This is a genomic window from Bacillus weihaiensis (assembly GCF_001889165.1).
In the GTDB taxonomy this organism is placed as follows: Bacteria; Bacillota; Bacilli; order Bacillales; family Bacillaceae; genus Metabacillus; species Metabacillus weihaiensis.
This window is the reverse complement of sequence record NZ_CP016020.1, coordinates 2,162,207-2,185,057: the sequence shown is the minus strand read 5'-3', so window position 1 is coordinate 2,185,057 and position 22,851 is coordinate 2,162,207. Positions and strand designations below refer to the sequence as shown.

General features: G+C 35.3%; 28 protein-coding genes. 15 read left to right on the top strand and 13 right to left on the bottom strand.

Annotated elements, in window-relative coordinates:
• Positions 1-54: 54 nt before the first annotated feature.
• From A9C19_RS22440 to A9C19_RS10525, 8 genes are all read right to left on the bottom strand, one after another.
• Positions 55-177 carry a hypothetical protein gene (locus A9C19_RS22440; protein WP_267888717.1) on the bottom strand — a complete coding sequence of 41 codons (123 nt, stop codon included), beginning with the start codon at positions 175-177 and terminating at the stop codon, positions 55-57.
• Positions 178-706: 529 nt separating this feature from the next.
• On the bottom strand, positions 707-1,207 hold the full coding sequence (locus tag A9C19_RS10555; RefSeq protein WP_072579913.1) for an acyl-CoA thioesterase: 501 nt from the start codon (positions 1,205-1,207) through the stop codon (positions 707-709).
• 151 nt (positions 1,208-1,358) lie between these two features.
• On the bottom strand, positions 1,359-2,033 hold the full coding sequence (locus A9C19_RS10550; RefSeq protein WP_145925791.1) for a hypothetical protein: 675 nt from the start codon (positions 2,031-2,033) through the stop codon (positions 1,359-1,361).
• A 391-nt stretch (positions 2,034-2,424) separates the two neighbouring features.
• Positions 2,425-3,243 carry an ammonia-dependent NAD(+) synthetase gene (nadE, locus tag A9C19_RS10545; RefSeq protein ID WP_072579911.1) on the bottom strand — a complete coding sequence of 273 codons (819 nt, stop codon included), beginning with the start codon at positions 3,241-3,243 and terminating at the stop codon, positions 2,425-2,427.
• A 1-nt stretch (position 3,244) separates the two neighbouring features.
• Positions 3,245-4,738 (bottom strand): nicotinate phosphoribosyltransferase, encoded by a 1,494-nt coding sequence (locus A9C19_RS10540; RefSeq protein WP_072579910.1) that lies wholly within the window; start codon positions 4,736-4,738, stop codon positions 3,245-3,247.
• Positions 4,739-4,805: 67 nt separating this feature from the next.
• On the bottom strand, positions 4,806-5,354 hold the full coding sequence (locus A9C19_RS10535) for a cysteine hydrolase family protein (RefSeq protein ID WP_072579909.1): 549 nt from the start codon (positions 5,352-5,354) through the stop codon (positions 4,806-4,808).
• Positions 5,355-5,376: 22 nt separating this feature from the next.
• Entirely contained in the window at positions 5,377-6,156 is a 780-nt protein-coding gene (locus A9C19_RS10530) for an NUDIX hydrolase (RefSeq protein ID WP_072579908.1), read from the bottom strand.
• 171 nt (positions 6,157-6,327) lie between these two features.
• Positions 6,328-7,047, bottom strand: a complete 720-nt coding sequence (locus tag A9C19_RS10525) for a 3-ketoacyl-ACP reductase (protein ID WP_072579907.1) — start codon at positions 7,045-7,047, stop codon at positions 6,328-6,330.
• Between the two features lie 349 nt (positions 7,048-7,396).
• On the opposite strand from A9C19_RS10525, the gene glnA reads away from it, so the two are divergent.
• The 4 genes from glnA to A9C19_RS22435 all read left to right on the top strand — a co-directional run bounded on the left by glnA (position 7,397) and on the right by A9C19_RS22435 (position 11,022).
• Entirely contained in the window at positions 7,397-8,761 is a 1,365-nt protein-coding gene (gene glnA / locus A9C19_RS10520) for a type I glutamate--ammonia ligase (RefSeq protein ID WP_072579906.1), read from the top strand.
• Between the two features lie 361 nt (positions 8,762-9,122).
• Positions 9,123-10,544 carry a PAS domain S-box protein gene (locus tag A9C19_RS10515; protein ID WP_072579905.1) on the top strand — a complete coding sequence of 474 codons (1,422 nt, stop codon included), beginning with the start codon at positions 9,123-9,125 and terminating at the stop codon, positions 10,542-10,544.
• A 79-nt stretch (positions 10,545-10,623) separates the two neighbouring features.
• Positions 10,624-10,842 carry a DUF7336 domain-containing protein gene (locus A9C19_RS10510; RefSeq protein ID WP_072579904.1) on the top strand — a complete coding sequence of 73 codons (219 nt, stop codon included), beginning with the start codon at positions 10,624-10,626 and terminating at the stop codon, positions 10,840-10,842.
• A 48-nt stretch (positions 10,843-10,890) separates the two neighbouring features.
• Positions 10,891-11,022: a hypothetical protein gene (locus A9C19_RS22435; protein ID WP_267888716.1), complete on the top strand. Its 132-nt coding sequence runs from the start codon at positions 10,891-10,893 to the stop codon at positions 11,020-11,022.
• Positions 11,023-11,103: 81 nt separating this feature from the next.
• Here A9C19_RS22435 and A9C19_RS10505 read toward each other — a convergent pair whose 3' ends face one another.
• Together A9C19_RS10505 and A9C19_RS10500 are read right to left on the bottom strand one after the other, a co-directional pair.
• The gene (locus A9C19_RS10505; RefSeq protein ID WP_072579903.1) at positions 11,104-11,487 is read right to left on the bottom strand and encodes an Hsp20/alpha crystallin family protein; all 384 of its coding nucleotides are present in this window, start codon (positions 11,485-11,487) and stop codon (positions 11,104-11,106) included.
• 274 nt (positions 11,488-11,761) lie between these two features.
• Positions 11,762-11,908, bottom strand: coding sequence for a small acid-soluble spore protein P (locus tag A9C19_RS10500; protein WP_072579902.1), 147 nt, complete (start codon positions 11,906-11,908; stop codon positions 11,762-11,764).
• Between the two features lie 131 nt (positions 11,909-12,039).
• Between A9C19_RS10500 and A9C19_RS10495 the strand changes: the two genes are divergently transcribed.
• Complete coding sequence (locus A9C19_RS10495) at positions 12,040-12,300, top strand: hypothetical protein (protein ID WP_072579901.1); 261 nt, start codon at positions 12,040-12,042, stop codon at positions 12,298-12,300.
• 43 nt (positions 12,301-12,343) lie between these two features.
• Here the strand turns inward: A9C19_RS10495 and sspO are convergent, their stop codons facing one another.
• Positions 12,344-12,493 carry a small acid-soluble spore protein SspO gene (gene sspO / locus A9C19_RS10490; RefSeq protein WP_072579900.1) on the bottom strand — a complete coding sequence of 50 codons (150 nt, stop codon included), beginning with the start codon at positions 12,491-12,493 and terminating at the stop codon, positions 12,344-12,346.
• A gap of 444 nt (positions 12,494-12,937) precedes the next feature.
• Here sspO and acnA point away from each other — a divergent pair, with 444 nt between their 5' ends.
• The 8 genes from acnA (at position 12,938) to A9C19_RS10450 (ending at position 18,613) form a co-directional block, all read left to right on the top strand.
• Complete coding sequence (acnA, locus tag A9C19_RS10485; protein WP_072579899.1) at positions 12,938-15,664, top strand: aconitate hydratase AcnA; 2,727 nt, start codon at positions 12,938-12,940, stop codon at positions 15,662-15,664.
• Positions 15,665-15,872: 208 nt separating this feature from the next.
• Positions 15,873-16,301: a hypothetical protein gene (locus tag A9C19_RS10480; protein WP_072579898.1), complete on the top strand. Its 429-nt coding sequence runs from the start codon at positions 15,873-15,875 to the stop codon at positions 16,299-16,301.
• Positions 16,298-16,810: a TlpA family protein disulfide reductase gene (locus A9C19_RS10475; RefSeq protein WP_072579897.1), complete on the top strand. Its 513-nt coding sequence runs from the start codon at positions 16,298-16,300 to the stop codon at positions 16,808-16,810. Before A9C19_RS10480 ends, A9C19_RS10475 begins: the two co-directional genes overlap by 4 nt.
• Positions 16,811-17,076: 266 nt before the next feature.
• Positions 17,077-17,208 carry an FbpB family small basic protein gene (locus tag A9C19_RS10470; RefSeq protein WP_072579896.1) on the top strand — a complete coding sequence of 44 codons (132 nt, stop codon included), beginning with the start codon at positions 17,077-17,079 and terminating at the stop codon, positions 17,206-17,208.
• Between the two features lie 64 nt (positions 17,209-17,272).
• Positions 17,273-17,416, top strand: coding sequence for an acid-soluble spore protein N (locus A9C19_RS10465; protein ID WP_072579895.1), 144 nt, complete (start codon positions 17,273-17,275; stop codon positions 17,414-17,416).
• A 109-nt stretch (positions 17,417-17,525) separates the two neighbouring features.
• A complete protein-coding gene (gene tlp / locus A9C19_RS10460) occupies positions 17,526-17,771 on the top strand; it encodes a small acid-soluble spore protein Tlp (protein ID WP_072579894.1) in 246 nt (81 codons plus the stop codon).
• Positions 17,772-17,879: 108 nt separating this feature from the next.
• Positions 17,880-18,296, top strand: a complete 417-nt coding sequence (locus tag A9C19_RS10455) for a YbgC/FadM family acyl-CoA thioesterase (protein ID WP_072579893.1) — start codon at positions 17,880-17,882, stop codon at positions 18,294-18,296.
• Between the two features lie 2 nt (positions 18,297-18,298).
• Entirely contained in the window at positions 18,299-18,613 is a 315-nt protein-coding gene (locus tag A9C19_RS10450) for a hypothetical protein (protein WP_072579892.1), read from the top strand.
• A 275-nt stretch (positions 18,614-18,888) separates the two neighbouring features.
• Here A9C19_RS10450 and A9C19_RS10445 read toward each other — a convergent pair whose 3' ends face one another.
• On the bottom strand, positions 18,889-19,191 hold the full coding sequence (locus A9C19_RS10445; protein WP_072579891.1) for a HesB/YadR/YfhF family protein: 303 nt from the start codon (positions 19,189-19,191) through the stop codon (positions 18,889-18,891).
• A gap of 174 nt (positions 19,192-19,365) precedes the next feature.
• Positions 19,366-19,950: a glycerol-3-phosphate 1-O-acyltransferase PlsY gene (plsY, locus tag A9C19_RS10440; protein WP_072579890.1), complete on the bottom strand. Its 585-nt coding sequence runs from the start codon at positions 19,948-19,950 to the stop codon at positions 19,366-19,368.
• A 190-nt stretch (positions 19,951-20,140) separates the two neighbouring features.
• Here plsY and A9C19_RS10435 point away from each other — a divergent pair, with 190 nt between their 5' ends.
• The gene (locus A9C19_RS10435) at positions 20,141-20,554 is read left to right on the top strand and encodes a CoA-binding protein (protein ID WP_072579889.1); all 414 of its coding nucleotides are present in this window, start codon (positions 20,141-20,143) and stop codon (positions 20,552-20,554) included.
• A gap of 329 nt (positions 20,555-20,883) precedes the next feature.
• On the top strand, positions 20,884-22,851 hold the full coding sequence (parE, locus tag A9C19_RS10430) for a DNA topoisomerase IV subunit B (protein WP_072579888.1): 1,968 nt from the start codon (positions 20,884-20,886) through the stop codon (positions 22,849-22,851).

Sequence of the window (22,851 nt, the reverse complement as noted above, 5' to 3'; positions counted from 1 at the left end):
TCACCCTTTCCTCTATTCTCCCGCCGGAGTCAAGTGTCTTTTCGCTCCATTACACTAGCGATTAACAAATCGTATATAAACAATAAATGTAGTGACAAAGAATAAAAACCAAACGAAATGGGAGACTTCCATTGAAATATCACCTGATAGTTCGGGTTTCTCATTAACTAAAAACATTTATGTCCCATCCTCATTTTATAGGAAGGGGTTTTTAATAATTTATTTATTGATTGAAGCTATTTTCTAAAAGTTTGTATTCTTTGCTTTAAATACAAGTGCAACGTAAGGCACAACTACATAAGCGAAAAAAAGCAGATATTTTTCATCTGCTATTGATGTAAACCTGAAGGAATATCAAGTTATACACACTTGACAATACTAGTAAATGAATGAATATTAGATCCTCAAGGGGTTCAGGACGCCAAAAGAGAGTACCTCCCCAAAACTTATGAGACTGGAGGAGTTTTCCTCTATGACAATTATTTATACGACAAGGAAGCCTGGGTGACCTACAAGATGGAAATGACCTAGAACCGCCAACGATTTGAAGCTACTGTTCCAGCTACCGATATTGATTCATTACCCTCTGTAGTGAAGAAAAACTCAACTTTCCAAAGATCTATTTGAGCAAACTTGCTGCTGTGATTTACTTCTTGGTTGCTAGAATTATTGAACGGTTTCCTTTTATTAAATTGTAGTAAAGTGATTAAAGCATGACTACCTTGGCAAATGCTTCACTATGATCCCGTCTATCTTTTCTTACCTTTATTCGATGTTCGGCTGTATTATATAGCATGATTTCTTCATCGGATTCAGGTGATATTTTAGGGACAATAACTGGTTTGCCATTATCGTCTAAGGCAACAAAAGTTAAAAAGGAGGTAGCAGCCAGTTTTTTTTCTCCTGTTTTTAAATCTTCCGCAATGACTTTAACAAAAACTTCCATTGAGGATCTCCCTACATAAGAAACATACGATTTAAGGCTTACAGAGTCACTTTGGCGTATAGGTGTTAAGAAATCAACAGAATCAGTTGAAGCCGTAACAACTTCACACCTAGAATGCATAGCTGCAGAAATCGAAGCAACATCATCAATATAACTCATAAGTTTCCCACCAAATAACGTATTGTGATTGTTTGTGTCTAGAGGGAATACCCTGCTGGTTTTAATAACCAAGGACTCTTTACATGTCTTTGTATTCTTCATTTAGCATACACTCCTTGTTCTCCTACCTCTAGGCTATGAGTATTCTGAGATAGTTAAATTTGTGATGAAATGTTAAGAACTAATGACTAAGCAATACTGTTTTAAGTAGTATATGTATGTCAAAATGTTTTACTATTAAATGATACGTACTTTATGTATTGTTCTTGCTTAGAAAATAAGTTATGGACTTTCTAAGACAACCTATAGTTTCTTCTTTGAATAAATTAGGAACGGATTCTCCAGTTTGATTCTTATAATAAAACTCAATTTTTAGGTTATCATATGTATATCCTAAAGTAGTTAGCTCTTCTTTTAAGTTGAAAAGAATTTCTTCTGTATTAAATTTTTGTCTAAAGTATGGAGTAGGATAAACCTTCACATCTACATCCCCTTTTCCTGTATAAACGACAAACAAATCAGTATCGCTTTTAACGAGCCATTGGTTTTTCGTGAAAAGTGAAATTTTTGCGTGCTCTAAGGAAGAAATACCTTGTAAATTAATCCCGTAAATTGCTTTCAATAAATCGTTCATGTCCGTGTAAGTATGGAAATTCCCTTGTTTTATACATAAGTCCATAATTTTTGCTTTTCTGATTGACATAATCTTAGAAATTGTATCAGAAGAGTGGTTAGGTAGGTTCAATGCTTCACTTACTAACTCCATTATTTCATTTGGATAGGAAGTGAGCTTTGCTCCTTCCCCATCGTTTGAAATCGCTAATAAATCTAATCCAAATATAGAGAGAACGACCTTTCTGAATAAGGAACCCGTTATTTGTAGACTAGTAGTTTGGAAGAAAGAGTGAAAAACATCGATCTTTGGCATAGAGTAAATCATGCGATCTTTCTTAGGAGAGAAGGGAGAGTGTCCCATACTTTTTCTCAATACATGCATAATATGAGGAGGATATTTTGTTTCTCTACTAATGTGGATTATTAGAGATCGGGTTAATAAATGAAAACATTTTGAATACATGTAAAAGAAGCCACCTTTATAATATTCTACGATAAGATACCAGTTTAAGTTTACGGTACTTCTTTGTTAAAGGGAAGATAGTAATAAAAATATCCTTAAAAATGAATATGGGGAATGTTATGATTAGGAAACAGATTGTAAAGTGACAGGTGAAATGGAGTGTATAAACGTAAAAAGCAATGAATATAGAGTACATTCATTGCTTTTTCTTTAGTGTGTAAGACGAATTTTCTCTATTAAATTATTTCCACCATTGATCGAACATGGAAGCTGGAACTTCACGTTTATGTTGAGTCATTTTGTAGCGGTTTTCAATTTTCTCTGCTATTTCTTCTGAAACTAGTTTTCCTTCTAGGTAATCATCTAGCTCGTCATATGTGATTCCTAGCTCTGTTTCATCTGCTTGAAGAGGGGTATGATCCAAAAGATCCGCTGTTGGTTCCTTTAGATATAATCGTTCAGGTGCAGCTAACTCCTGTAGCAAGCTTTTTCCTTGACGCTTAGTTAATCCTGTAAGAGGGAGTAGGTCAGCACCTCCATCTCCATATTTAGTGAAGAATCCGGTAACTGCTTCGGCAGCATGATCGGTTCCAATCACGAGTAACCCTTCCTGTCCGCCGACAGCGTACTGAGTAATCATACGTGTACGAGCTTTAACATTCCCTTTATTAAAGTCAGATAATGGTTCGTTAGTTGTATTATAAAAACTAGTAGTAAACGCATCAACTGTTTTTGAAATATCAAATGATATGCTTTTATCTGGTTGGATAAAGGATAAAGCAAGTTGTGCATCGTCCTCATCTTTTTGTATACCATATGGGAGGCGGACGGCAACGAATTTTGCTTCATAGCCCTCATTACGTAAATCCTCCACAGCTAATTGGGCAAGTCGGCCAGATAGAGTGGAGTCTTGGCCACCGCTTATACCTAATACAAATCCTTTAGCGCCAGTCTTTTTTACGTAATTCTTTAGAAATTGGACTCTTGCTTCGATTTCTTCTTTCGGATTAATCGTTTCTTTCACATGAAGTTCTTTCATAATTTGTTTTTGTAAGCTCATACTAAAAGCTCCTTTTTTCGTTTTTCGTTTTTAGAATCATTTCGGCAACTTTTTCTTTTACTTCTTCAATGTTTTTCATTTTATTTTCCCAGCACTTCTGGCTTAGATCAACAGGATACTCTTCTGGATGAAGGGCACGTTTATATTCATCCCATAATAGGTCAAGATTTTCAGAAGTGTATGCTTGCATTTCTTGAAGAGTAGGGGTCTGATACACTAAATTTCCTTGATGAAAGATTTGATGATGTAAATCCTTTGCCGTAAAATTTGTGACAAATTTGCTGATAAAAGTATGGATTGGATGGAACATTTTTAGTTTTTCTTCTTCTTCAGGTTCTTCATGTTGAAGGGTAATATAGTCACCTTCTGATTTGTGATTTAAGGTGTTGATAATACGATACACCTTCTTTAAACCAGGGGTTGAAACTTTTTCAGGATTACCACTAATTTTAATCGTGTCTACCATGTTTCCATTTTCATCTTCAATAGAAGCAAGCTTATATACTGCACCAAGAGCGGGTTGATCATATGCTGTAATTAATTTCGTTCCAATACCCCACGTGTCAATTTTCGCACCTTGCGATTTTAAATTGATAATTGTAGCCTCATCTAAATCATTTGAAGCGATAATCTTCGTATCGTAGAATCCGGCGTTATCGAGCATTTTTCTCGCTTCTTTAGAAAGATAGGCTAAGTCTCCACTATCTAATCGGATCCCCTTAAAATTTATTTTGTCACCTAGCTCTTTAGCTACTTTAATTGCATTAGGGACACCAGATTTTAACGTATCATACGTATCGACTAAAAAGACACAATCTTTATGACGTTGGGCGTATTTGTGAAAAGCGACATATTCATCCTTATAAGCTTGAACAAAAGCGTGTGCATGGGTACCCGATACAGGGATTCCAAACAGTTTTCCTGCTCTTACATTTGAGGTTGCATGAAAGCCTCCGATGTATGCGGCTCTTGTGCCCCAAATAGCTGCGTCTAGTTCATGGGCGCGTCTAGTGCCAAATTCCATTACAGTATCTTTTCCAACGACTTGTTTAATACGAGCAGCCTTAGTTGCAATAAGTGTTTGGTAGTTCACAATATTTAAAATGGCTGTTTCTATAAGCTGTGCTTCTGCTAAGGGAGCTTCTACTCGAAGAATGGGTTCATTCCCAAAAACCATTTCCCCTTCTTGAACAGAATAAACATTTCCAGTAAAACGAACCCCGCTTAAATACTCAAGAAAATCATCCTTATAGCCTAACACATCCCGTAAATAAGTAATATCTGACTCTGTAAAATGAAAATTCTCTAAATAATGGATCACTCTCTCTAATCCTGCAAAAATTCCATATCCGTTTCCAAATGGTAGTCTTCTAAAATAAACTTCAAATACAGCTTTTCTGTTATGAACATTATCATCCCAATAAGATTCAGCCATATTTATTTGATATAAATCCGTGTGAAGTGCTAAGCTATCGTCCTCGTAAATTGTATTCATCTAACGTTCCTCCGTTATACGCTCAATTTTTCACAATAATATGTTATTAGTTTTTATGTGTTTAGTCCTATTGAATAGTGGCATTTAGAGAGCTTTGAAAATGCTCTAAAGCCCATTCGTGACCTTTCTGGTTGAAACTAGCTACGGCTTTTTCATGTATGACAATTTTATACCCTTTATTATAAGCATCTACCGCTGTGTGTAAAACGCATATATCTGTACAAACACCTACTAAATGAAGCTCTCTTATAGTTCGTTCTGTTAATACTAAATCTAAATTTGTTCCAGCAAAGGCACTATATCTTGTTTTATCCAACCACATTACGTGATTTAAATGCTTATTTTGCTCGAAGGTTTGTTGAAGAGACCCGTACAAGTGACGCCCCTCGGTACCTTCAATATTATGAGGTGGGAAGAGGGGAGTTTCAGGGTGGAAAGGATCATCCTTCTTATGTCTATCAATAGCAAAAACGACGAGTTCTTCATTATCAATAAAGGATTGTGTTAGTCGTGTAAGTTCAGACTCTATTTCCTGACCTGGCTTTCCACACGTTAATGCTCCTTCTTCGGCTACGAAATCAAATGTATAGTCAATATTTATTAACGCTTTTTTCATAAGATTACCTCCATGTTTTTAACTAGTATCTAGCGGTATAAATACTTCTTCTACTATTTATCTCATCAACAAATTGATAAAGTTGTGTAGGGGTTTTCGATGTTCGTTGAGTTTTTTTACCTGTCACTTCTTTAATGAAAGGAAGTGATTTAATCTTTCTTGAAAATGCTTGATCACTTAAAATGGCAGGATCATTTGTGACTGTCTTTAGCACTGCTTGTAATTCAGAATAGGTAAAGAATTCCTGTAAGAAATTTTTAGCTATATTTGTTTGCAAAAGATCATTCTTTATCGTGTGAATTGCATCTGTGATAATTTGGTAATGGTCAAATGCTAGGTCCAGGTGGAAAACTTCGTCTACTGAAATTAGCTTTACATCTTGTGCATCATCATTTGCTTTTCTTTCAGCTAGTTTATGTTCTGGTACAATCGCATAGTGAGCATTTGAAATGATCCATCCTCGAGGATCTCGCTTTGGCGTATCGTAGACACCGAAATGCTCTATATGAATATTCCTCACACCAGTTTCCTCATATAGCTCACGTCTGGCAGCTTCAAGAGCTGTTTCGTTATCATGTACAAATCCTCCCGGTAAGGCCCATTTACCAGCATCAATATTTTGATGTCCTTCAGAGTTCAACTCCGCACGTTTTATTAACATGAGCATTAGCTTCATGGAAGGAGGTTTAAATTCTCCAACTTTAGAAGAGAGAATGGTAAATACGGCAATATCGGAAGTGTAGCCATCCGGCGTTCGAAAGTTTTGAACATTATACGACTTTAACGCTTCTTCATTTGACATTCATTCGAACTCCTATCCATTTTTTAATTAACATAATGTTAATTGTTAATTGTATTATATAAAAGGTTTAGAAGAAAGTAAAGGGGCTTATTGGAAGAAGGTTCCTTTTAATAGGGGATAAAAATACCCATTGCACTTCTTAATTGAAATGCAATGGGGAGAATATTGTCTTTATGGATTAGTTGACCATAGGCCAGCAGACTTAATAAATATCCTTGGGTGTAATTTTAGTTGGGCTATTATATATTCTGCTAAATCCTCTGGCTGCATGACTTTTTCAGGATTTCCATCTGTTAAGTTTTCTTTATAGGCAAGTTCTGTAGCGACTGTACTTGGAGTTAGTGCTGATACACGGATGTTATGTTTTCGTACCTCTAGCGCTAATGATTCTGTTAATCCTAAAACACCAAACTTTGAAGCACTGTAAGCACTTGTTACGGGAGCCCCTTTTTGACCTGCTGTTGAGGAAATCATAATAATATCTCCGCTGTTTTTGTTCATTAATTGTGGAAGAACAGCACGAGTCACATAGTACACGCCCATTAAATTAACATCAATCATTTTTTTCCATTCTTCAGGATCTAATTCTAAAAATGTACCGAACTTCCCAATACCCGCATTGTTAATCAAGATATCTGTAGCACCAAGTTCGTTATGTAATGTTTCAACTGCTGTGTTAACTTGAGTCATTGAGGATACGTCAGCAAGTGCATATGCTGTATGAACACCAAAAGCTTTTATCTCTTTTGATGTTTCAATTAAGTCTGCTTCGGTCCTTGCGATTAATCCAACGTTTACTCCTTCTTTTGCTAAAGCAACGGCGATGGCTTTCCCGATTCCTTTTCCTGCACCTGTGACAATAGCCACTTTGCCTTTTAGAGATTGAGACATTTTAAAAACTCCTTTATCAACTATATAGTTGTTATTCCGTTTCTAATAATACTATCAGCTAAAGAGAAGTCAAAAATTCTGCTTAGCAAGAAAAGTTTTTTATTTAGTCGCTTATTTTAATCTCATTTTTTCAAATACTCAGCCGCTTCGAATGGATAAATATACAAAAGGTGATGTAAAAGATACATTAAACCACAAAGAACTAAGCTGCATTATATGAAAACGCTTACTAATGTATTTTTATAAAAATACAGAAAATTTAATACAAAAGTACTTGTCAAATTTACATTCTTTAAATATAATAAACTCATGTTATATATTACGACATAGAAATGAGAGGTTATCTAACATGAGTGAAGCGGTTATTTCAAAAGATAAAAATGAGACGGAAATTCTTGCGCAAATTAAAGAAATCATTAGCTCTAAAAGTGTAGAGTTAATTCATTTACAATTTGTAGATTTAGAGGGGATTCTAAAAAGTATTACTGTAACGGTTGACCAATTTGATGATGTTGTAGCTGGGAAGCAAATGTTTGATGGATCTTCAGTTAAAGGTTTCTCACCAATTAATAAATCTGATTTATATTTACAACCGGATTTAACAACATTCGCTGTCTTACCTTGGTCTGTTGAAGAGGGGTATTCAGAAGCACGTTTTCTTTGTTCGGCAATGAATCCAGACGGAACTCCTTTTGAAGGGGATACACGAAATGTATTAAAAAAGACGGTTGATCGTGCGGCTGATAAAGGGTATACAATTTCAGTTGGTCCTGAATTAGAATTCTTCTTATTCAAAACGGATTCTGAAGGAAATCCTACTCAACAGTTAGATGATAATGGTGGTTATTTCGAACCTTCTCCTAAGGACTTTGGTGAGCGTGTACGTCTAGAAATTTACCGTGCTTTAAAAGCAATGGGCTTTACAATTGAAGCTTCTCACCATGAAGTAGCAGAAGGTCAGCATGAAATTAACTTCAAATATGCGGATGCTTTAGGTGCTGCAGATTTAGCAACAACTTATAAATGGGTTGTTAAAACAATTGCTCAAAAATTTGGTTTGCATGCAACGTTCATGCCAAAACCAGTGTTTGGAATTAATGGGTCTGGAATGCATGTAAACATGTCATTCTTTAAAAATGGTGAAAATGCATTTTATAATGAAACGGACGAAATTCAATTATCGAAAGAAGCTTACCAATTTATTGCAGGCTTAATTGATAACGTAAAGAGCTTTGCAGCTGTCACAAACCCACTAGTAAACTCTTATAAGCGTCTTGTACCAGGATATGAGGCTCCTTGTTATATCGCATGGTCAGCATCTAACAGATCTGCCTTAATTCGTATCCCGGCTAAAAAGGGTATGGCGACACGTGTTGAACTTCGTTGCCCAGATCCATCTTCAAATCCATACTTAACTTTTGCTGTCATTGCTGCAGCTGGTTTAGATGGAATTGAGAAAGAATTAACAGCTCCAGCATCTATTAATGAAGATATCTTCCATATGACAGAAGAACGTCGTGAAGAGCTAGGAATTGATAATTTACCAGGTAGCCTTGAAGTTGCGGTTCAAGAGTTGCAAGCTAGTGAATTTGCTCGTAAAACTTTAGGGGAACATGTTTATGGTGAATATGTGTCTGCGAAGAAATCAGAATGGGATAGCTATCGTACTGCTGTTCATTCTTGGGAAATTGAAAACTACCAAAGTAAGTTCTAATAAATCTACTCTTTCTTAACAGATACAAATATTTATATAGTGGAAAAGGTGAATTTGAGTTAGTTCAAATTCACCTTTTTTGTGTGTGCTTTTACAATATTAGTTGTTGCACCCCTAATCTAGAATAGATGTAATACTAGTGTAGTAGTTGAAACTAGATATTCTACTGGTTGTTATATATATGGGGAAAACTAGATCGATTTTTCTGATTATATGGTTATTATTTGAAAAACTTGTTATAGTAGGTAATATACTTTTTTTAAGATAGACAATAAAGATATTTTGATGATAGAACTAGATAAATAGAGGCTGTCCATATACTAACAAGCCTAGTCTTTCAAATAAGTAAAGGTGATGCAAAATGATACTAAAATCTTCTGTTCTTGAGAAGGTCTTTTTTGAATCAAGAATACCACAAATGATTCTTGAACAAGATACCCGCCAAAACATTGTAAATTATGCGTTTTATCAATTTATTGGGTATTCAGAAATAGAATGGGATACCATGAGCTTAAAGGATATATCACATCCCGAAGACTATCAGTTAGATCTTCAGCTTTTTCGAGATATGCAATTAGGTCAACGTGATTCTTTTCAAGTGGAAAAGCGTTTTTTTCATAAAAGTGGTGATATTATTTGGGGAACTTTACATGTGACATTAATTCATGATTGTGAAACAGGGAAGAAATATTTTCTTTCACAAGTACTTGATATTTCAGAGGAAAAAAACTTAGAAAGAGTTCTGACGAAAAGTGAACAGCAATATCAGCTATTAGCAGAGAACTCGTCAGATATTATTAATTTACATTTAAAAGATGGGAGGTATATTTATAATTCTCCTTCCTTAAAGGCAATCTTAGGATATGACCCTAGTGAATTAATAGGTGATACGCCATATGATTATATTCATGAGGATGATAAAGAATACGTAGAAGCTTTTCATCGATATGTACTAGAACAAAGAGAGCCTGTATTAATCACGTATCGTTTTAGAAAAAAAGATGGAACATACATCCCTTTTGAGTCAAGTATTAAGTCTGTTGTAGATGAGAAAACGGGTAATATAACTGGAATCATTTCTGTTTCGCGTGATATTCGTCAAAGGGTTGAGCAGGATAATTTATTACGTAAATCTGAGAAACTTGCCATTACAGGACAGCTGGCAGCTGCATTAGCACATGAAATTCGTAATCCATTAACATCAATAAAAGGATTTATCCAGTTGTTTTCTAAATCAAAGGAATGTGACGAATCTTTTTTGACTATTACCATGGATGAAATTCAATCTATAGAAGAGAAGTTATCGGAGTTTTTACGACTTTCTCATCCTTCTGCAATGAAAATGGAACAGATAAAGCTCGATCAACTATTAAATCAAGTTGTTCAACTTTTACAATCAAAAGCACTATTAGATAATAAAGAAATAAAAACTCACTTGAATACTGTTCTTCCATTTATCATGGGTGACGAGCAGTCTTTAAAGCAGGTGTTTTTTAATATTATTCAAAATGGTTTAGACGCTATTTCAGAAAAAGGGTTTGTACTTATTAAGAGTGCCGTTTCAAAATCCAAGGTGACGATTTATTTCATTGATAATGGTCGTGGTATACCTAAGGAAAGGTTGCAAAGCTTAGGACAGCCATATTACTCAACGACTGAAAAAGGAACTGGATTAGGCTTGATGACAACGTTTAAAATTCTTCAGCAGCATGATGGGGTGATTGAAGTTGATTCTACCGTAGGGATCGGGACAACGGTATCAGTCAACTTTCCAATTATTTAATTATATGCAACTCTTTAGCATTCTTATGAAGAGGCGTGTATAGTAGAACATACTAATTGAAGAGATTGAGGGTGTTTACGTGTTTTATGTTGTATTAGATCTTGGGTGTGCAGAATGCGGGGAAAGTTCAAATGTTCTTGGAGTTTTCACCTCTGAAGAATTGGCAAGGCAAGCCACAAGTGAATATAAGGAAAAACATAGATTGGATGAGGATTCTGATCATGAGTTTTTTATCTATCGGATCAATGAGGTTGATAAAATTCATCATAACAGTTATGATCATTTGCTTGATTCTTGAAACAATCTGCTTTTTCTAGCATAGGATGTTAGAAAAAGGGGTAACACGATGGATAAATTTTACTGTGTGAGATGTATGCAAATTGCTGATAATAGAAGTAAGTGTTTACATTGTGGAAATGTAGAATTGAAAACGATATTAATTACTGTTCATGATCAAGAAACGAAACATTCGAAATAATAGAAGGGTTGGGTATCGGTTTTAACTACCCAACCCTTTTTGCCGGTGTATATGAAAAGGAAATGTAGGTAAGGGGAAGAATTACTCTTGATGTATGATAATTTTTTCTTCAGTTTTTAGATGAGTTTTAGAAATGATTATTTCTAATATTCCATTTGTTAGGTTGGCGCTAATTTTTTTATTATGGATGCAAATTGGTAATCTAATTTCTCTTATCTTACTTTCGGATTCTTCAAGAGAAAGATTAATGATGACTCTTTCCTGATTGGTACATACCATAACATGTTCAATACAGACATCTTCTCCAACTTGTGCCTCAATAATGTACTCTTGATTTGTTTCAAACAAATCAATCCTAAATGTTTCTTCATCTAATAAACTAGTGAATGGATCAGTGAAAAATTGAGACATCCATTCTTCAATGCCTTTTATGTTCAACGGATTTGAACATCTTCTAATATTCATTCTACTTTACCTCCATTAAGGATAACGGAAATTTTTTCCCCTTTACCTATTAAACTATTCAAATGCCGTATTAGATGTGAATAAAGTGAGTTCTATTTTAAAGTGGGCAAGTACTTGAGAAATTATATGTAAAAATAGAAAAAACAGGGATATCCCTGTTTTTGGAAAATCATAAGTTAGTTTTATACCTACGCTACAAACATCAACGAAAAGAACCTTAATTTATCTAGTTCTTTCGTTATGTGTAGGATAATTAAGATAATTATACTTTTTCTTACATGTCATGACCTTGATTGTTTTTTTGACGAGTATGATTCGCGTTTTTTACTTTCTTAGATCCATCAAGTGGTTCTGGTTGTCCAGGGTTATTGCCCTTAGGAGCATTTTTACGCATATCTTTGCCTGTGTTTTTGTTTGTCATTTTGCATCCCTCCTGTTAATTAGAATGAGTCAAATGAGAAAAAACATGCTTATCATTTTATGAATATTTTAAAAGAACTTAACTCATCCTAATAGATGGTTTCTTATTTTAGTGAAAGGATTGATGTGCTTATGCCATACAATAAAAACAAGCAGCAAGCTTTTGAAGCAGCACAGCAAGGGGCAACGGAAGCATTCGATGCATACGAAGCAATTGTAAAAGATGATGCTGATTATGGGCACCAATTAAAACATTTAACACAAGAAGTAAATGAAGCGTATCAACAAATTAATAATGCGTTAGAAACCGCATCTGAGACTCAGCGTGAACGATTGGAACAATACCAACGTGACCTCCAACAAATAGTAGAAGATGTTAATCAAAAACAGTAAAAACGACGGGATTCCGTCGTTTTTTGTCGTTGAAATCTAAATATTATTGATTTTTCTTTCGTTTTTTATTGTTTTGTTTTTGAGCTGCTGACAATGGCTCGTTTTGTAATTCCTCATTGTAGCCTGCGCCAGTGCCTTGAGCACTAGCATCATTCATTCCCATTCTCACGTGATTTGCCTTGTTTTTTGCCATGTAATACTCACCTCCATAGTAATTAGTGTGTCTTTCAGTGTGAAAGATCATTCCTTAAGTATAGGCAGTGTTCATGTTTAATCTTAAATTTTCTACTTTAGTGATTGAGTGGGAGGCAGGAAACTCCTGAGGGAGAAGCGTGTCATAGTGAGGCCATGCAAGCGCGCTTCTGCCGAGGAGTCTCCCGGACCGCAAATTCCTGTAAAGGAAATCAACATCTAAGAGCCTAAGAATAAAAAAGGAATGAAAAATAGTTAAAAATTTGATATAGTAAAAAAGTAAAACTACTACGCTTTCATAAGTAAAACTTATACATATCAATAACATCATTGTTATTTACTTATGTTACTAGTTGTATTAAGATTGAATTGTGAAAACTTTTTAAAAACGGGGTATCACCCTTCGACAAGAGTCGATCTTGATCTTATTAAGGGGGAGAATGTAATGACCAATCAAACGACTACGAACAAAGATGTTTTCCAATCACGTAAAAATTTTACGGTTAATGGTAAAACATACAACTACTATTCATTAAAAGCATTAGAGGATGCTGGAATTGGTAACGTTTCACGTTTACCTTATTCTGTAAAGGTTCTTTTAGAATCTGTCCTTCGTCAAGTTGATGGAAGAGTAATTACAAAAGAGCATGTTGAAAACTTAGCAAAATGGGGAACAAGCGAGCAAAGGGATATTGATGTACCTTTTAAACCTTCTCGTGTAATTCTTCAAGATTTTACTGGTGTACCAGCAGTTGTTGACTTAGCTTCATTACGTAAAGCAATGGCTGATATGGGTGGAGATCCAGATAAAATCAATCCTGAAATTCCGGTGGATCTAGTAATTGACCACTCTGTTCAAGTTGATAAGGCAGGAACAATGGATGCCTTAAACTTTAACATGGAGCTTGAATTCGAGCGTAATGCAGAGCGTTACAAATTCCTAAGCTGGGCTAAAAAATCATTTGATAACTATCGTGCAGTGCCACCTGCAACAGGTATCGTACACCAAGTTAACTTAGAGTACTTAGCAAATGTTGTACACGCTGTTCAAAATGAGGATGGAGAATATGAAGCATTCCCAGATTCATTAGTAGGTACTGACTCTCATACAACAATGATCAATGGTATCGGTGTTCTAGGATGGGGTGTTGGTGGTATTGAAGCAGAAGCTGGAATGTTAGGACAACCTTCTTATTTCCCAGTACCAGAAGTAATTGGCGTTAAATTAACTGGTGAGCTTCCGAATGGAACAACTGCTACTGATTTAGCATTAAAAGTAACGCAAGTATTACGTCAACAAGGCGTTGTTGGCAAATTTGTTGAGTTCTTTGGTCCAGGTGTAGCACAGCTTCCACTTGCTGACCGTGCGACAATTGCTAACATGGCTCCTGAATATGGTGCAACATGTGGTTTCTTCCCGGTTGACGAAGAAGCTCTTAATTACATGCGCTTAACAGGTCGTGACGAAGAACAAATCCAAGTAGTTGGCGAATATTGCAAAGCAAACGGACTATTCTTTACGCCTGAAAACGAAGATCCAGTTTTCACTAAAGTAGTTGAAATTGATCTTTCTGAAATTGAAGCGAATCTTTCTGGTCCTAAACGTCCACAAGATTTAATTCCACTGTCAAACATGAAGACTACTTTCCATGAGCATTTAGTTGCTCCTGCCGGTAACCAAGGCTTTGGTTTAGAAAAGTCAGAGATTGACAAAGAAATCACTGTGAAATTCAAAAATGGTGAAGAAACAAACATGAAAACTGGTGCCATTGCGATTGCTGCAATTACTAGCTGTACAAATACATCAAATCCTTATGTATTAGTCGCTGCAGGTCTAGTTGCGAAAAAAGCAACTGAGCTAGGACTTGAAGTTCCTAAATACGTAAAAACTTCGTTAGCACCTGGTTCTAAAGTCGTAACTGGATACCTAGAAAATTCTGGTCTTTTACCACATTTAGAAAAATTAGGATTTAACTTAGTTGGATATGGCTGTACTACATGTATCGGTAACTCAGGTCCATTAGCTGATGAGATCGAAGAAGCAGTTGCTGCTAATGATTTATTAGTAACTTCAGTATTGTCAGGTAACCGAAACTTTGAAGGTCGTATTCATCCACTTGTAAAAGGTAACTACCTAGCATCACCACCACTAGTTGTTGCGTATGCATTAGCTGGAACTGTTAATGTAGATTTACAAAGTGATGTTCTTGGTAAAGATAAAGATGGCAATGACGTATTCTTTAAAGATATCTGGCCAACTACAGAAGAAATTAATGCAGTTGTTAACAAAACAGTTACTCCTGAGTTATTTAGGAAAGAATATGAGCAAGTATTTGATGATAACGAACGTTGGAATCAAATTGAAACAACAGATGAAGCATTATATGTATGGGACGAATCATCAACATATATTCAAAATCCTCCGTTTTTTGAGGGCCTTGAAGCGGAACCTGGAAAAGTGGAAACACTTGAAGGATTACGTGTTGTTGCCAAATTTGGTGATTCAGTAACGACAGATCATATTTCACCTGCAGGATCAATCGGAAAAGATACTCCAGCTGGTTTATACTTACAAGCTAATGGCGTAACTCCAAGAGAGTTTAACTCATATGGTTCACGTCGTGGTAACCATGAAGTAATGATGAGAGGTACTTTTGCGAATATCCGTATTAAAAACCAAATTGCTCCTGGAACAGAGGGAGGTTATACAACTTACTGGCCAACTGGTGAAGTGAAGTCCATCTATGATGCATGCATGGATTATAAGCAAGATGGAACTGGTCTCGTTGTATTAGCTGGTAAAGATTACGGTATGGGTAGCTCTCGTGACTGGGCAGCCAAAGGAACAAATCTATTAGGGATCAAAACTGTTATCGCTGAGAGCTTCGAGCGTATTCACCGTAGTAACCTTGTATTAATGGGTGTACTTCCACTTCAATTTAAAGATGGAGAAAATGCTGAAGTACTAGGCTTAACTGGAAAAGAAACAATCGAAGTTGAAATTGATGAAACAGTAAAACCACGTGATTACGTTAAAGTTACTGCAACTGACGAAGCTGGTAACAAAAAAGAATTTGACGTACTAGTTCGTTTCGACAGTGAAGTTGAAATTGATTACTATCGTCACGGTGGTATTCTGCAAATGGTTCTTCGTGATAAATTGAAAAAATAATAGATGATAAAAAGAGCGGATTTTCCGCTCTTTTTTTTTTAGTACTAGGTACCTAGTAAGATTGTTCTATTTAATAAGTTTTCATTAAATTGAAGATTTGCATTTATTCATAAGCAAATGATTCACAGGAAATTCAATTTATTTACATTGTTCATTTGGATATTACGTGGTTAAATAGATGTGAGAAAGAGTAAAAGGGGGACCAAAAATGTACGATGCTTTTCAATTAGGTCCTTTTACCATTCAATATTTTATCTTAGTTTCTGTTCTTACTTTTTTATTTACATATTTCATTCTTGATGCATTTAGTAAAGATCATCATCTAAATGTATTTTTAAAGAAACATTACTGGACTTTCGTTTTCCTTCTCTTCATAAGCTATAAATTTAGTGTCGTTCTATTTCGGCCTGAGCTGCTATTAACTACAAACTGGTTTTTTTTAACAGGAGGGATAAGAGGTGTTTATGTTGGTTTATTCCTCATATTGATCTATTTAGTATGGATAGTCTGGGTAAAGAATGAATCATTAAAAAATGTACTACTATCCATTACAGTTATTACTTGTTTATTTGCTGTTTTGTTTCAATTAAATAAAATAGTTATTTTGTCATTAGTTCAGGAGGTACTTCAAATATAATGAAAAAAGTATTGGCCATATCTATCCTTGTTTTTTTAATAGGGTATGCAGTATTTTACGCAATTAATCCAGCTGAAGAGAAAGTGGGAGTTAGTGAAGGTAGTGCTGCACCGAACTTTGAATTAACTACAATCAATGGAGAAGAAATGAGCTTAGCAGATCTTAAAGGAAAAAAAGTAATGTTAAACTTTTGGGCTACATGGTGCCCGCCTTGCCGCTCTGAGATGCCTGATATGCAGAAACTTTACGATGACTATAATGGTGAGGTAGTTGTTGCTGCAGTAAATCTGACAAGCTCTGAGAAGAATATAGAGACCGTAGAAAGCTTTGTTAACGAATTAAATTTAACTTTTCCTATTCTTTTAGATAAAAAAGGGAAAATTAATAATCAATTTGAAATTATTTCTTACCCTACAACATACTTTATAGATGAAGAAGGGATTATTCAAACAAAGTTTGTCGGTGCTCTAACTTATGAACAAATGAATACCTTTATAAGAGGATTGTGAAAATCAAGGCTGTTTGTTCCTTGATTTTTTATTTTCTTTTTTGATTTATAAAAAAAAGCCTTAGACTTTCTAACCTTGACAGTGAGTAGTAGTAAAAGGTATTGACCTCTGAAGACCTACTTTTAGATATTCCTATCACTAGCATGTTCTCTCTTCTAGTTCTTTCATAGTACCTCTATAAAATGTAAATAAATTTTATTATTAATGTTTTAAGATTTCAGAAAATTGGGTAACCTTTTACTAATGAATCTGGAGGTGTACACCATATGAGAAAAAATCGAAAGAAAACATTTGAAGAATTAGTAAGTGAAAATAAACAGCAGCTTTTAAGCGATAAAGAGGCGTTACAACGTCTTGAAGATCGTTGGGAGCAAAGGTTATTAAAAAAGTTAGATTAGCAAGCATTTCTAGTCATTCATCCTCCTATTTAGGGCAATATAAAGCATAAGGAGGGGATAAAAGATGACAAACCAAAATGATAAACAATCACACTACAATCCTGCACATGTTGGCATGAAACCAAGAGGCTTCGGTAATAATAAAGGGAAAAAAATGCAAGATACATCTGGTGAACATGCACAAGTAATTCAAACAAAAGGCGAATAGTCTCCTTGAGAAATTATTGGTTAGTTTGGTTCATTATTAAGCAGACTATAATTGTTCATTAGCGTCTGCTAGTGACTTAATTCTAAGCTTAAAGAGAGGGAGATTATATATGCCAAAGCATACAAAACCAAATCCAGATGATCGATCTGATAACGTAGAAAAGCTACAAAGCATGGTACAAAACACAATTGAAAATATTGAAGAAGCTCAAGATTCTCTTCAATTTGCAAATCCAGAAGAGCGTGAGAGAATTGAAGCGAAAAATCTTCGTCGTGAAGAAAGTATCAATGCTATGAGAAATGAAATTAAAGACGAAGCTCAAGCACGTGAAAGCGGCTATCGTCATGATCAATAACCAGGCTAAAGCCTGGTTATTTTTTTTGCATATGTTTTTCATAATAGAAATCGATATGATATTCTTGATATAGAATGTACATATGATGGATGATAAGGAGAGAAAGAAATGCATGTAGCAAAGAAAGAGATAGAAGTTCGATATGCAGAAACTGATCAAATGGGTGTTGTGTACCATGCGAACTACTTAATTTGGATGGAACTTGGTCGAACAAAATTAATCCAAGATCTTGGTTTTACTTATGCAGGTATGGAAGCTCAAGGTATTATTGCTCCAGTCATTGACCTGGATATAAGCTATAAAAAACCTCTTAAATACGGTGAGACAGCAATGGTCCATACGTGGATAGAGGAATACAATGGAATGAAAAGCGTTTATGGATATGAAATTTACACACCGACTGGTGAACTAGCTGTTCAAGCAACATCTAGCCATGTTTGTGTCCATAAAGAGACATTTAGACCTGTCAAATTTAGAAAGCTGTTTCCAGACTGGCATGAGGCTTATGAAAAGGCGAAAAAATAAAGATGGCCTTTGGAATAACTCGTAAAGAATTGGCAGATTGGAAAAAAAGTGTGTCAAACGGTGAAATTGCTTTTTTAACGCATTTTTGGAAGGATGACCGTTTTCCAAGTGTGAATTCTGTAACAAAAGTAGGCTGTTATGACATAGAGAAGCTCATCTCATGGGGTGAGACCTTTGATTTAAAAAAAGAGTGGATTCACTACTACAAACAATACCCTCATTTTGATCTATTAGGTGATAAACAACGCGAAATCTTAGAGTATTATAACTTAGAGGATCAAATGAAAAGATTTTATATCAAGAAGAATATAGTGTAATTCTGTATTAGCATACCAGTTTATATTGGTATGCTCTATTTAATGGAAACGACTCTCAATTTAAAGGATGTGCAGACTAATAAAATGTAAAAAAATGCTTGGATTAAGAATATCCAAGCATTAACATCTAGTGGCTATTTTGTTCGTAGTTTACGTGGTCTGCATCAGGTACCAAACTCTTTTCTTAGACAAGCATAATTTCTTCTTTTGCTATAAAGATGGTTTTTCTTTAAGTAAAGCGTAGTAGGAAGTCCGCTCTCGTTTGTTTAATTCCTTTAACTTTCTTTTCCGTTTTCGTAATGAAATACAGGCTCTTGTTCACTTTCATCAAGTTCAACACGTAAATCGTGGCCATCAAAATACCATAAATCACGTTTTTCTACAAAAAATGTAATACCATTAGCTTCAACACTCGAACCAACTTCTTCTGGATTTTGCTTTACAACACCAAGTGAAAAACCTTTTTGCACATTACTACAACCCCCATAACGCACAAAAAATTGAACATTATCACCTTTTTCAAGCATTAGCTCATCTATATACCATTTAGCAGCATGTTCATTAATCATTAAATTCATCTTAATCACTCCTATGTAGGTTTACTTATATCTTCCCCTCTAAAAGAGGAGACAAACTTATGTACAGTTTAATATACACATAATGGATTCGCTACTCATCCAACTTCCTTAACAATCATAGAAAAAGCCACATACTTGTGGCTAAATCTTTTTGGACGTGTTACGTAAACTATTTTAGAGCCATTTTACCTTAGGTTCCGTTTTATCAATAATACGTTTGATATTTGCTCGATGACGATAAATAACAAATCCAGTTAATAATGATATTACAATGATTAAGCCAATATTCCCTGTAAATAGACTGTAAATAATTCCATACACTCCTGCTAACATAGAGGAAAGGGAAACATATTTTGAAAGAAATAGGACAAGGAAAAAGACTGCTAACATTGTTAGAAACATTATAGGCTCAACGAATAATAATAGTCCGCCAGAAGTAGCAACAGCTTTTCCACCTTTAAACTTTGCGAAAATTGGATATGTATGACCAACAACAGCAAAAATACCAACGATAAGAGGATTCAATTCATTGTTTCCAAAAATAAGTGGTAATGAGGCTGCAAGAGTACCTTTTAAAATATCTGCTATTGTTACAATTAAGCCTGCTTTAACACCCAAAGTCCTAAATGTATTAGTTCCCCCTAAATTTCCACTTCCATGCTCTCTTATGTCAATTCCATAGCCAACTTTACCGACAATAAGGCCCGAGGGAATTGAGCCAAGAAGGTACGCTATTATAAAAATTAATGCTTCAATCATATGAGTGCTCCTTTACGTATTCTCCTTTTATTCTATCACGATAAAACGAAAAAACTCTAGATAGAATAAAAAAACATCAAAAATCAATCTTCGAATATAAAAATAAGAAATGTGCATATTAGATAGCAATCATAATTATTGTAGCGGAGCGGCAATCTTGCTATGATGTAGAAAAAAGGAGCTGGAGACTATGGCAATTCAAAACCCATCACGTCAAGAGATTGGAGAAATTTTAAAAACAAGTAAAAAAATCGCTGTTGTAGGATTATCTAATAATCCTGAACGAACATCTTATATGGTTAGTAAAGCTATGCAGGATGCAGGATACGATATCATCCCAGTGAATCCTACTGTTGATGAGGTGTTAGGGAAAAAAGCTGTAGCTTCTTTAAAAGACATTAGTGAGCATGTTGATATTGTAAATGTATTTCGTCGGTCTGAGCATTTGCTCGATGTAGCAAAGGAATTCCTTGAAATTGATGCGGATATTTATTGGGCACAATTAGGATTAGAAAATGAAGAAGCGTATGAGTTATTGAAGGAGAACGATAAAACAGTGATTATGGATCGCTGTATTAAAGTGGAGCATGCCATGACGAAGTGAAAAATACGGTAATGAGTAAAAAATCCTTGGAAAAACAAGGATTTTTTACTTTATTCAACGAATAGTGTTTGCTAAACGTGAATTACCATATACAATAAAACATGGGATAATGTTTAATTTGCACGATAATAACGAACAAATAATATAAGTTTGTTTTACTTTTAGATTACTTAGATGACGAAGGCTACACGATTAGATCTTGGCGTTACACTAGTTTTTCTATTAGGAGCGGGTTGTCGATACGCAAATTATTGTTTAAAATACTAAAACATGCGTTCTAATTCAATGTATTAATTTGATTGTGTGTCATTTGAAAGGGGTTTAGTCGTTTGAGTAATAAGCAACAATTTGATTATAATGATGACGCTATACAGGTCCTTGAAGGTTTAGAGGCTGTAAGAAAGCGTCCAGGGATGTATATTGGTAGCACGGATAGCCGTGGCTTACATCATCTCGTCTATGAAATTGTCGATAACTCTGTTGATGAAGCGTTAGCAGGTTATGGTGATCATATCATTGTAAAAATACATAAAGATAATAGTATATCTGTTCAAGATAAAGGACGAGGAATGCCAACCGGTATGCATAAACTTGGCAAACCAACTCCAGAGGTTATTTTAACTGTCCTTCATGCAGGTGGAAAATTCGGACAAGGTGGTTATAAAACAAGCGGTGGATTACATGGTGTTGGTGCCTCTGTAGTTAATGCGTTGTCAGAATGGCTTGTTGTAACCATACAGCGTGATGGCTTTACGTACGAACAACGATTTGAGAATGGCGGTAAGCCTGTTACAACTCTTGAGAAGAAAGGGAAAACTAACAAATCCGGAACGAGAATTCATTTTAAGCCAGATCCTCTTATGTTCAGTACAACGACGTATAATTTTGAAACATTGAGCGAGCGTTTGCGTGAATCAGCCTTTTTATTAAAAGGGTTTAAAATTGAGTTAATAGATGAACGTCATGATCAAAGTGAAGTCTACCATTATGAAACAGGAATTGAAGCCTTTGTTACTTATTTAAACGAAGAAAAAGATGCCCTACATCCCGTTGTTTCTTTTGAGGGAGAACAAAATGGCATTGAAGTAGATTTTGCTTTTCAATTTAATGATGGTTACTCAGAAAATATTTTATCGTTTGTAAATAATGTTCGTACAAAAGATGGCGGAACTCATGAAGCGGGTTCAAAGACAGCGATGACGAGAGCTTTTAACGAATATGCTAGAAAAACGGGTTTGTTAAAAGAAAAGGATAAAAACCTAGAAGGCTCTGATATTCGTGAGGGCTTAGCTGCAATAGTATCTGTACGTATTCCAGAAGAGCTTCTTCAGTTTGAAGGACAGACGAAAGGGAAGCTTGGTACAAGTGAAGCAAGGTCTGCGGTTGATGCTATTGTATCTGAAAACTTATCGTATTTCCTAGAAGAGAATCCTGATGCAGGTACGTTACTTGTGAAAAAATCGATTAAAGCGTTTCAAGCACGTGAAGCGGCAAGAAAAGCACGTGAAGAAGCAAGAAGTGGAAAGAAGCGTAAACGCTCCGAAACAACCTTAAGTGGAAAGCTTACACCAGCTCAATCTCGTAACCCAATGAAAAATGAATTGTACCTAGTTGAGGGTGATTCTGCAGGTGGTTCAGCGAAGCAAGGAAGGGATCGCAGGTTCCAAGCTGTGTTACCGCTTCGAGGGAAAGTAATTAATACAGAGAAAGCGAAATTAGCAGATATTTTCAAAAACGAGGAAATCAACACGATCATTCATGCGATTGGTGCAGGTGTTGGTGCTGAGTTTTTAGTTGAAGATGTGAATTATGATAAAGTCATAATCATGACAGATGCAGACACGGATGGAGCACATATTCAAGTTCTCCTTTTAACCTTCTTTTATCGCTATATGAAACCGCTAATAGAAGCAGGAAAAGTGTTTATTGCCCTTCCACCTCTTTATAAGGTGAGCAAGGGAGCAGGAAAGAAAGAAGTCGTAGAATATGCTTGGTCTGATGATGAATTAGATGCTGCGATAGCAAAAGTTGGTAGAGGCTATATGATTCAGCGCTATAAAGGTCTTGGGGAAATGAATGCAGATCAACTATGGGAAACAACGATGAATCCTGAGTCTAGAACGCTTATCCGCGTAAAAATTGATGATGCAGCACGAGCAGAGCGTCGTGTTACAACATTAATGGGTGATAAAGTAGAACCTAGACGTAAATGGATTGAAAGCAATGTCGCATTTGGCTTAGACGAAGAAACAAATATATTAGAAAATGAGCATTTATCGGTCACAGAGGAGGCATAG

What these genes read in the sequence shown, in the direction of transcription:
- A9C19_RS22440 (WP_267888717.1), bottom strand. Translation starts at nt 177, where the DNA reads ATGTTTTTAGTTAATGAGAAACCCGAACTATCAGGTGATATTTCAATG.
- A9C19_RS10555 (WP_072579913.1), bottom strand. Translation starts at nt 1,207, where the DNA reads ATGAAGAATACAAAGACATGTAAAGAGTCCTTGGTTATTAAAACCAGC.
- A9C19_RS10550 (WP_145925791.1), bottom strand. Translation starts at nt 2,033, where the DNA reads ATGCCAAAGATCGATGTTTTTCACTCTTTCTTCCAAACTACTAGTCTA.
- nadE (WP_072579911.1), bottom strand. Translation starts at nt 3,243, where the DNA reads ATGAGCTTACAAAAACAAATTATGAAAGAACTTCATGTGAAAGAAACG.
- A9C19_RS10540 (WP_072579910.1), bottom strand. Translation starts at nt 4,738, where the DNA reads ATGAATACAATTTACGAGGACGATAGCTTAGCACTTCACACGGATTTA.
- A9C19_RS10535 (WP_072579909.1), bottom strand. Translation starts at nt 5,354, where the DNA reads ATGAAAAAAGCGTTAATAAATATTGACTATACATTTGATTTCGTAGCC.
- A9C19_RS10530 (WP_072579908.1), bottom strand. Translation starts at nt 6,156, where the DNA reads ATGTCAAATGAAGAAGCGTTAAAGTCGTATAATGTTCAAAACTTTCGA.
- A9C19_RS10525 (WP_072579907.1), bottom strand. Translation starts at nt 7,047, where the DNA reads ATGTCTCAATCTCTAAAAGGCAAAGTGGCTATTGTCACAGGTGCAGGA.
- glnA (WP_072579906.1), top strand. Translation starts at nt 7,397, where the DNA reads ATGAGTGAAGCGGTTATTTCAAAAGATAAAAATGAGACGGAAATTCTT.
- A9C19_RS10515 (WP_072579905.1), top strand. Translation starts at nt 9,123, where the DNA reads ATGATACTAAAATCTTCTGTTCTTGAGAAGGTCTTTTTTGAATCAAGA.
- A9C19_RS22435 (WP_267888716.1), top strand. Translation starts at nt 10,891, where the DNA reads ATGGATAAATTTTACTGTGTGAGATGTATGCAAATTGCTGATAATAGA.
- A9C19_RS10505 (WP_072579903.1), bottom strand. Translation starts at nt 11,487, where the DNA reads ATGAATATTAGAAGATGTTCAAATCCGTTGAACATAAAAGGCATTGAA.
- A9C19_RS10500 (WP_072579902.1), bottom strand. Translation starts at nt 11,908, where the DNA reads ATGACAAACAAAAACACAGGCAAAGATATGCGTAAAAATGCTCCTAAG.
- A9C19_RS10495 (WP_072579901.1), top strand. Translation starts at nt 12,040, where the DNA reads ATGCCATACAATAAAAACAAGCAGCAAGCTTTTGAAGCAGCACAGCAA.
- sspO (WP_072579900.1), bottom strand. Translation starts at nt 12,493, where the DNA reads ATGGCAAAAAACAAGGCAAATCACGTGAGAATGGGAATGAATGATGCT.
- acnA (WP_072579899.1), top strand. Translation starts at nt 12,938, where the DNA reads ATGACCAATCAAACGACTACGAACAAAGATGTTTTCCAATCACGTAAA.
- A9C19_RS10480 (WP_072579898.1), top strand. Translation starts at nt 15,873, where the DNA reads ATGTACGATGCTTTTCAATTAGGTCCTTTTACCATTCAATATTTTATC.
- A9C19_RS10470 (WP_072579896.1), top strand. Translation starts at nt 17,077, where the DNA reads ATGAGAAAAAATCGAAAGAAAACATTTGAAGAATTAGTAAGTGAAAAT.
- A9C19_RS10465 (WP_072579895.1), top strand. Translation starts at nt 17,273, where the DNA reads ATGACAAACCAAAATGATAAACAATCACACTACAATCCTGCACATGTT.
- tlp (WP_072579894.1), top strand. Translation starts at nt 17,526, where the DNA reads ATGCCAAAGCATACAAAACCAAATCCAGATGATCGATCTGATAACGTA.
- A9C19_RS10455 (WP_072579893.1), top strand. Translation starts at nt 17,880, where the DNA reads ATGCATGTAGCAAAGAAAGAGATAGAAGTTCGATATGCAGAAACTGAT.
- A9C19_RS10450 (WP_072579892.1), top strand. Translation starts at nt 18,299, where the DNA reads ATGGCCTTTGGAATAACTCGTAAAGAATTGGCAGATTGGAAAAAAAGT.
- A9C19_RS10445 (WP_072579891.1), bottom strand. Translation starts at nt 19,191, where the DNA reads ATGAATTTAATGATTAATGAACATGCTGCTAAATGGTATATAGATGAG.
- plsY (WP_072579890.1), bottom strand. Translation starts at nt 19,950, where the DNA reads ATGATTGAAGCATTAATTTTTATAATAGCGTACCTTCTTGGCTCAATT.
- A9C19_RS10435 (WP_072579889.1), top strand. Translation starts at nt 20,141, where the DNA reads ATGGCAATTCAAAACCCATCACGTCAAGAGATTGGAGAAATTTTAAAA.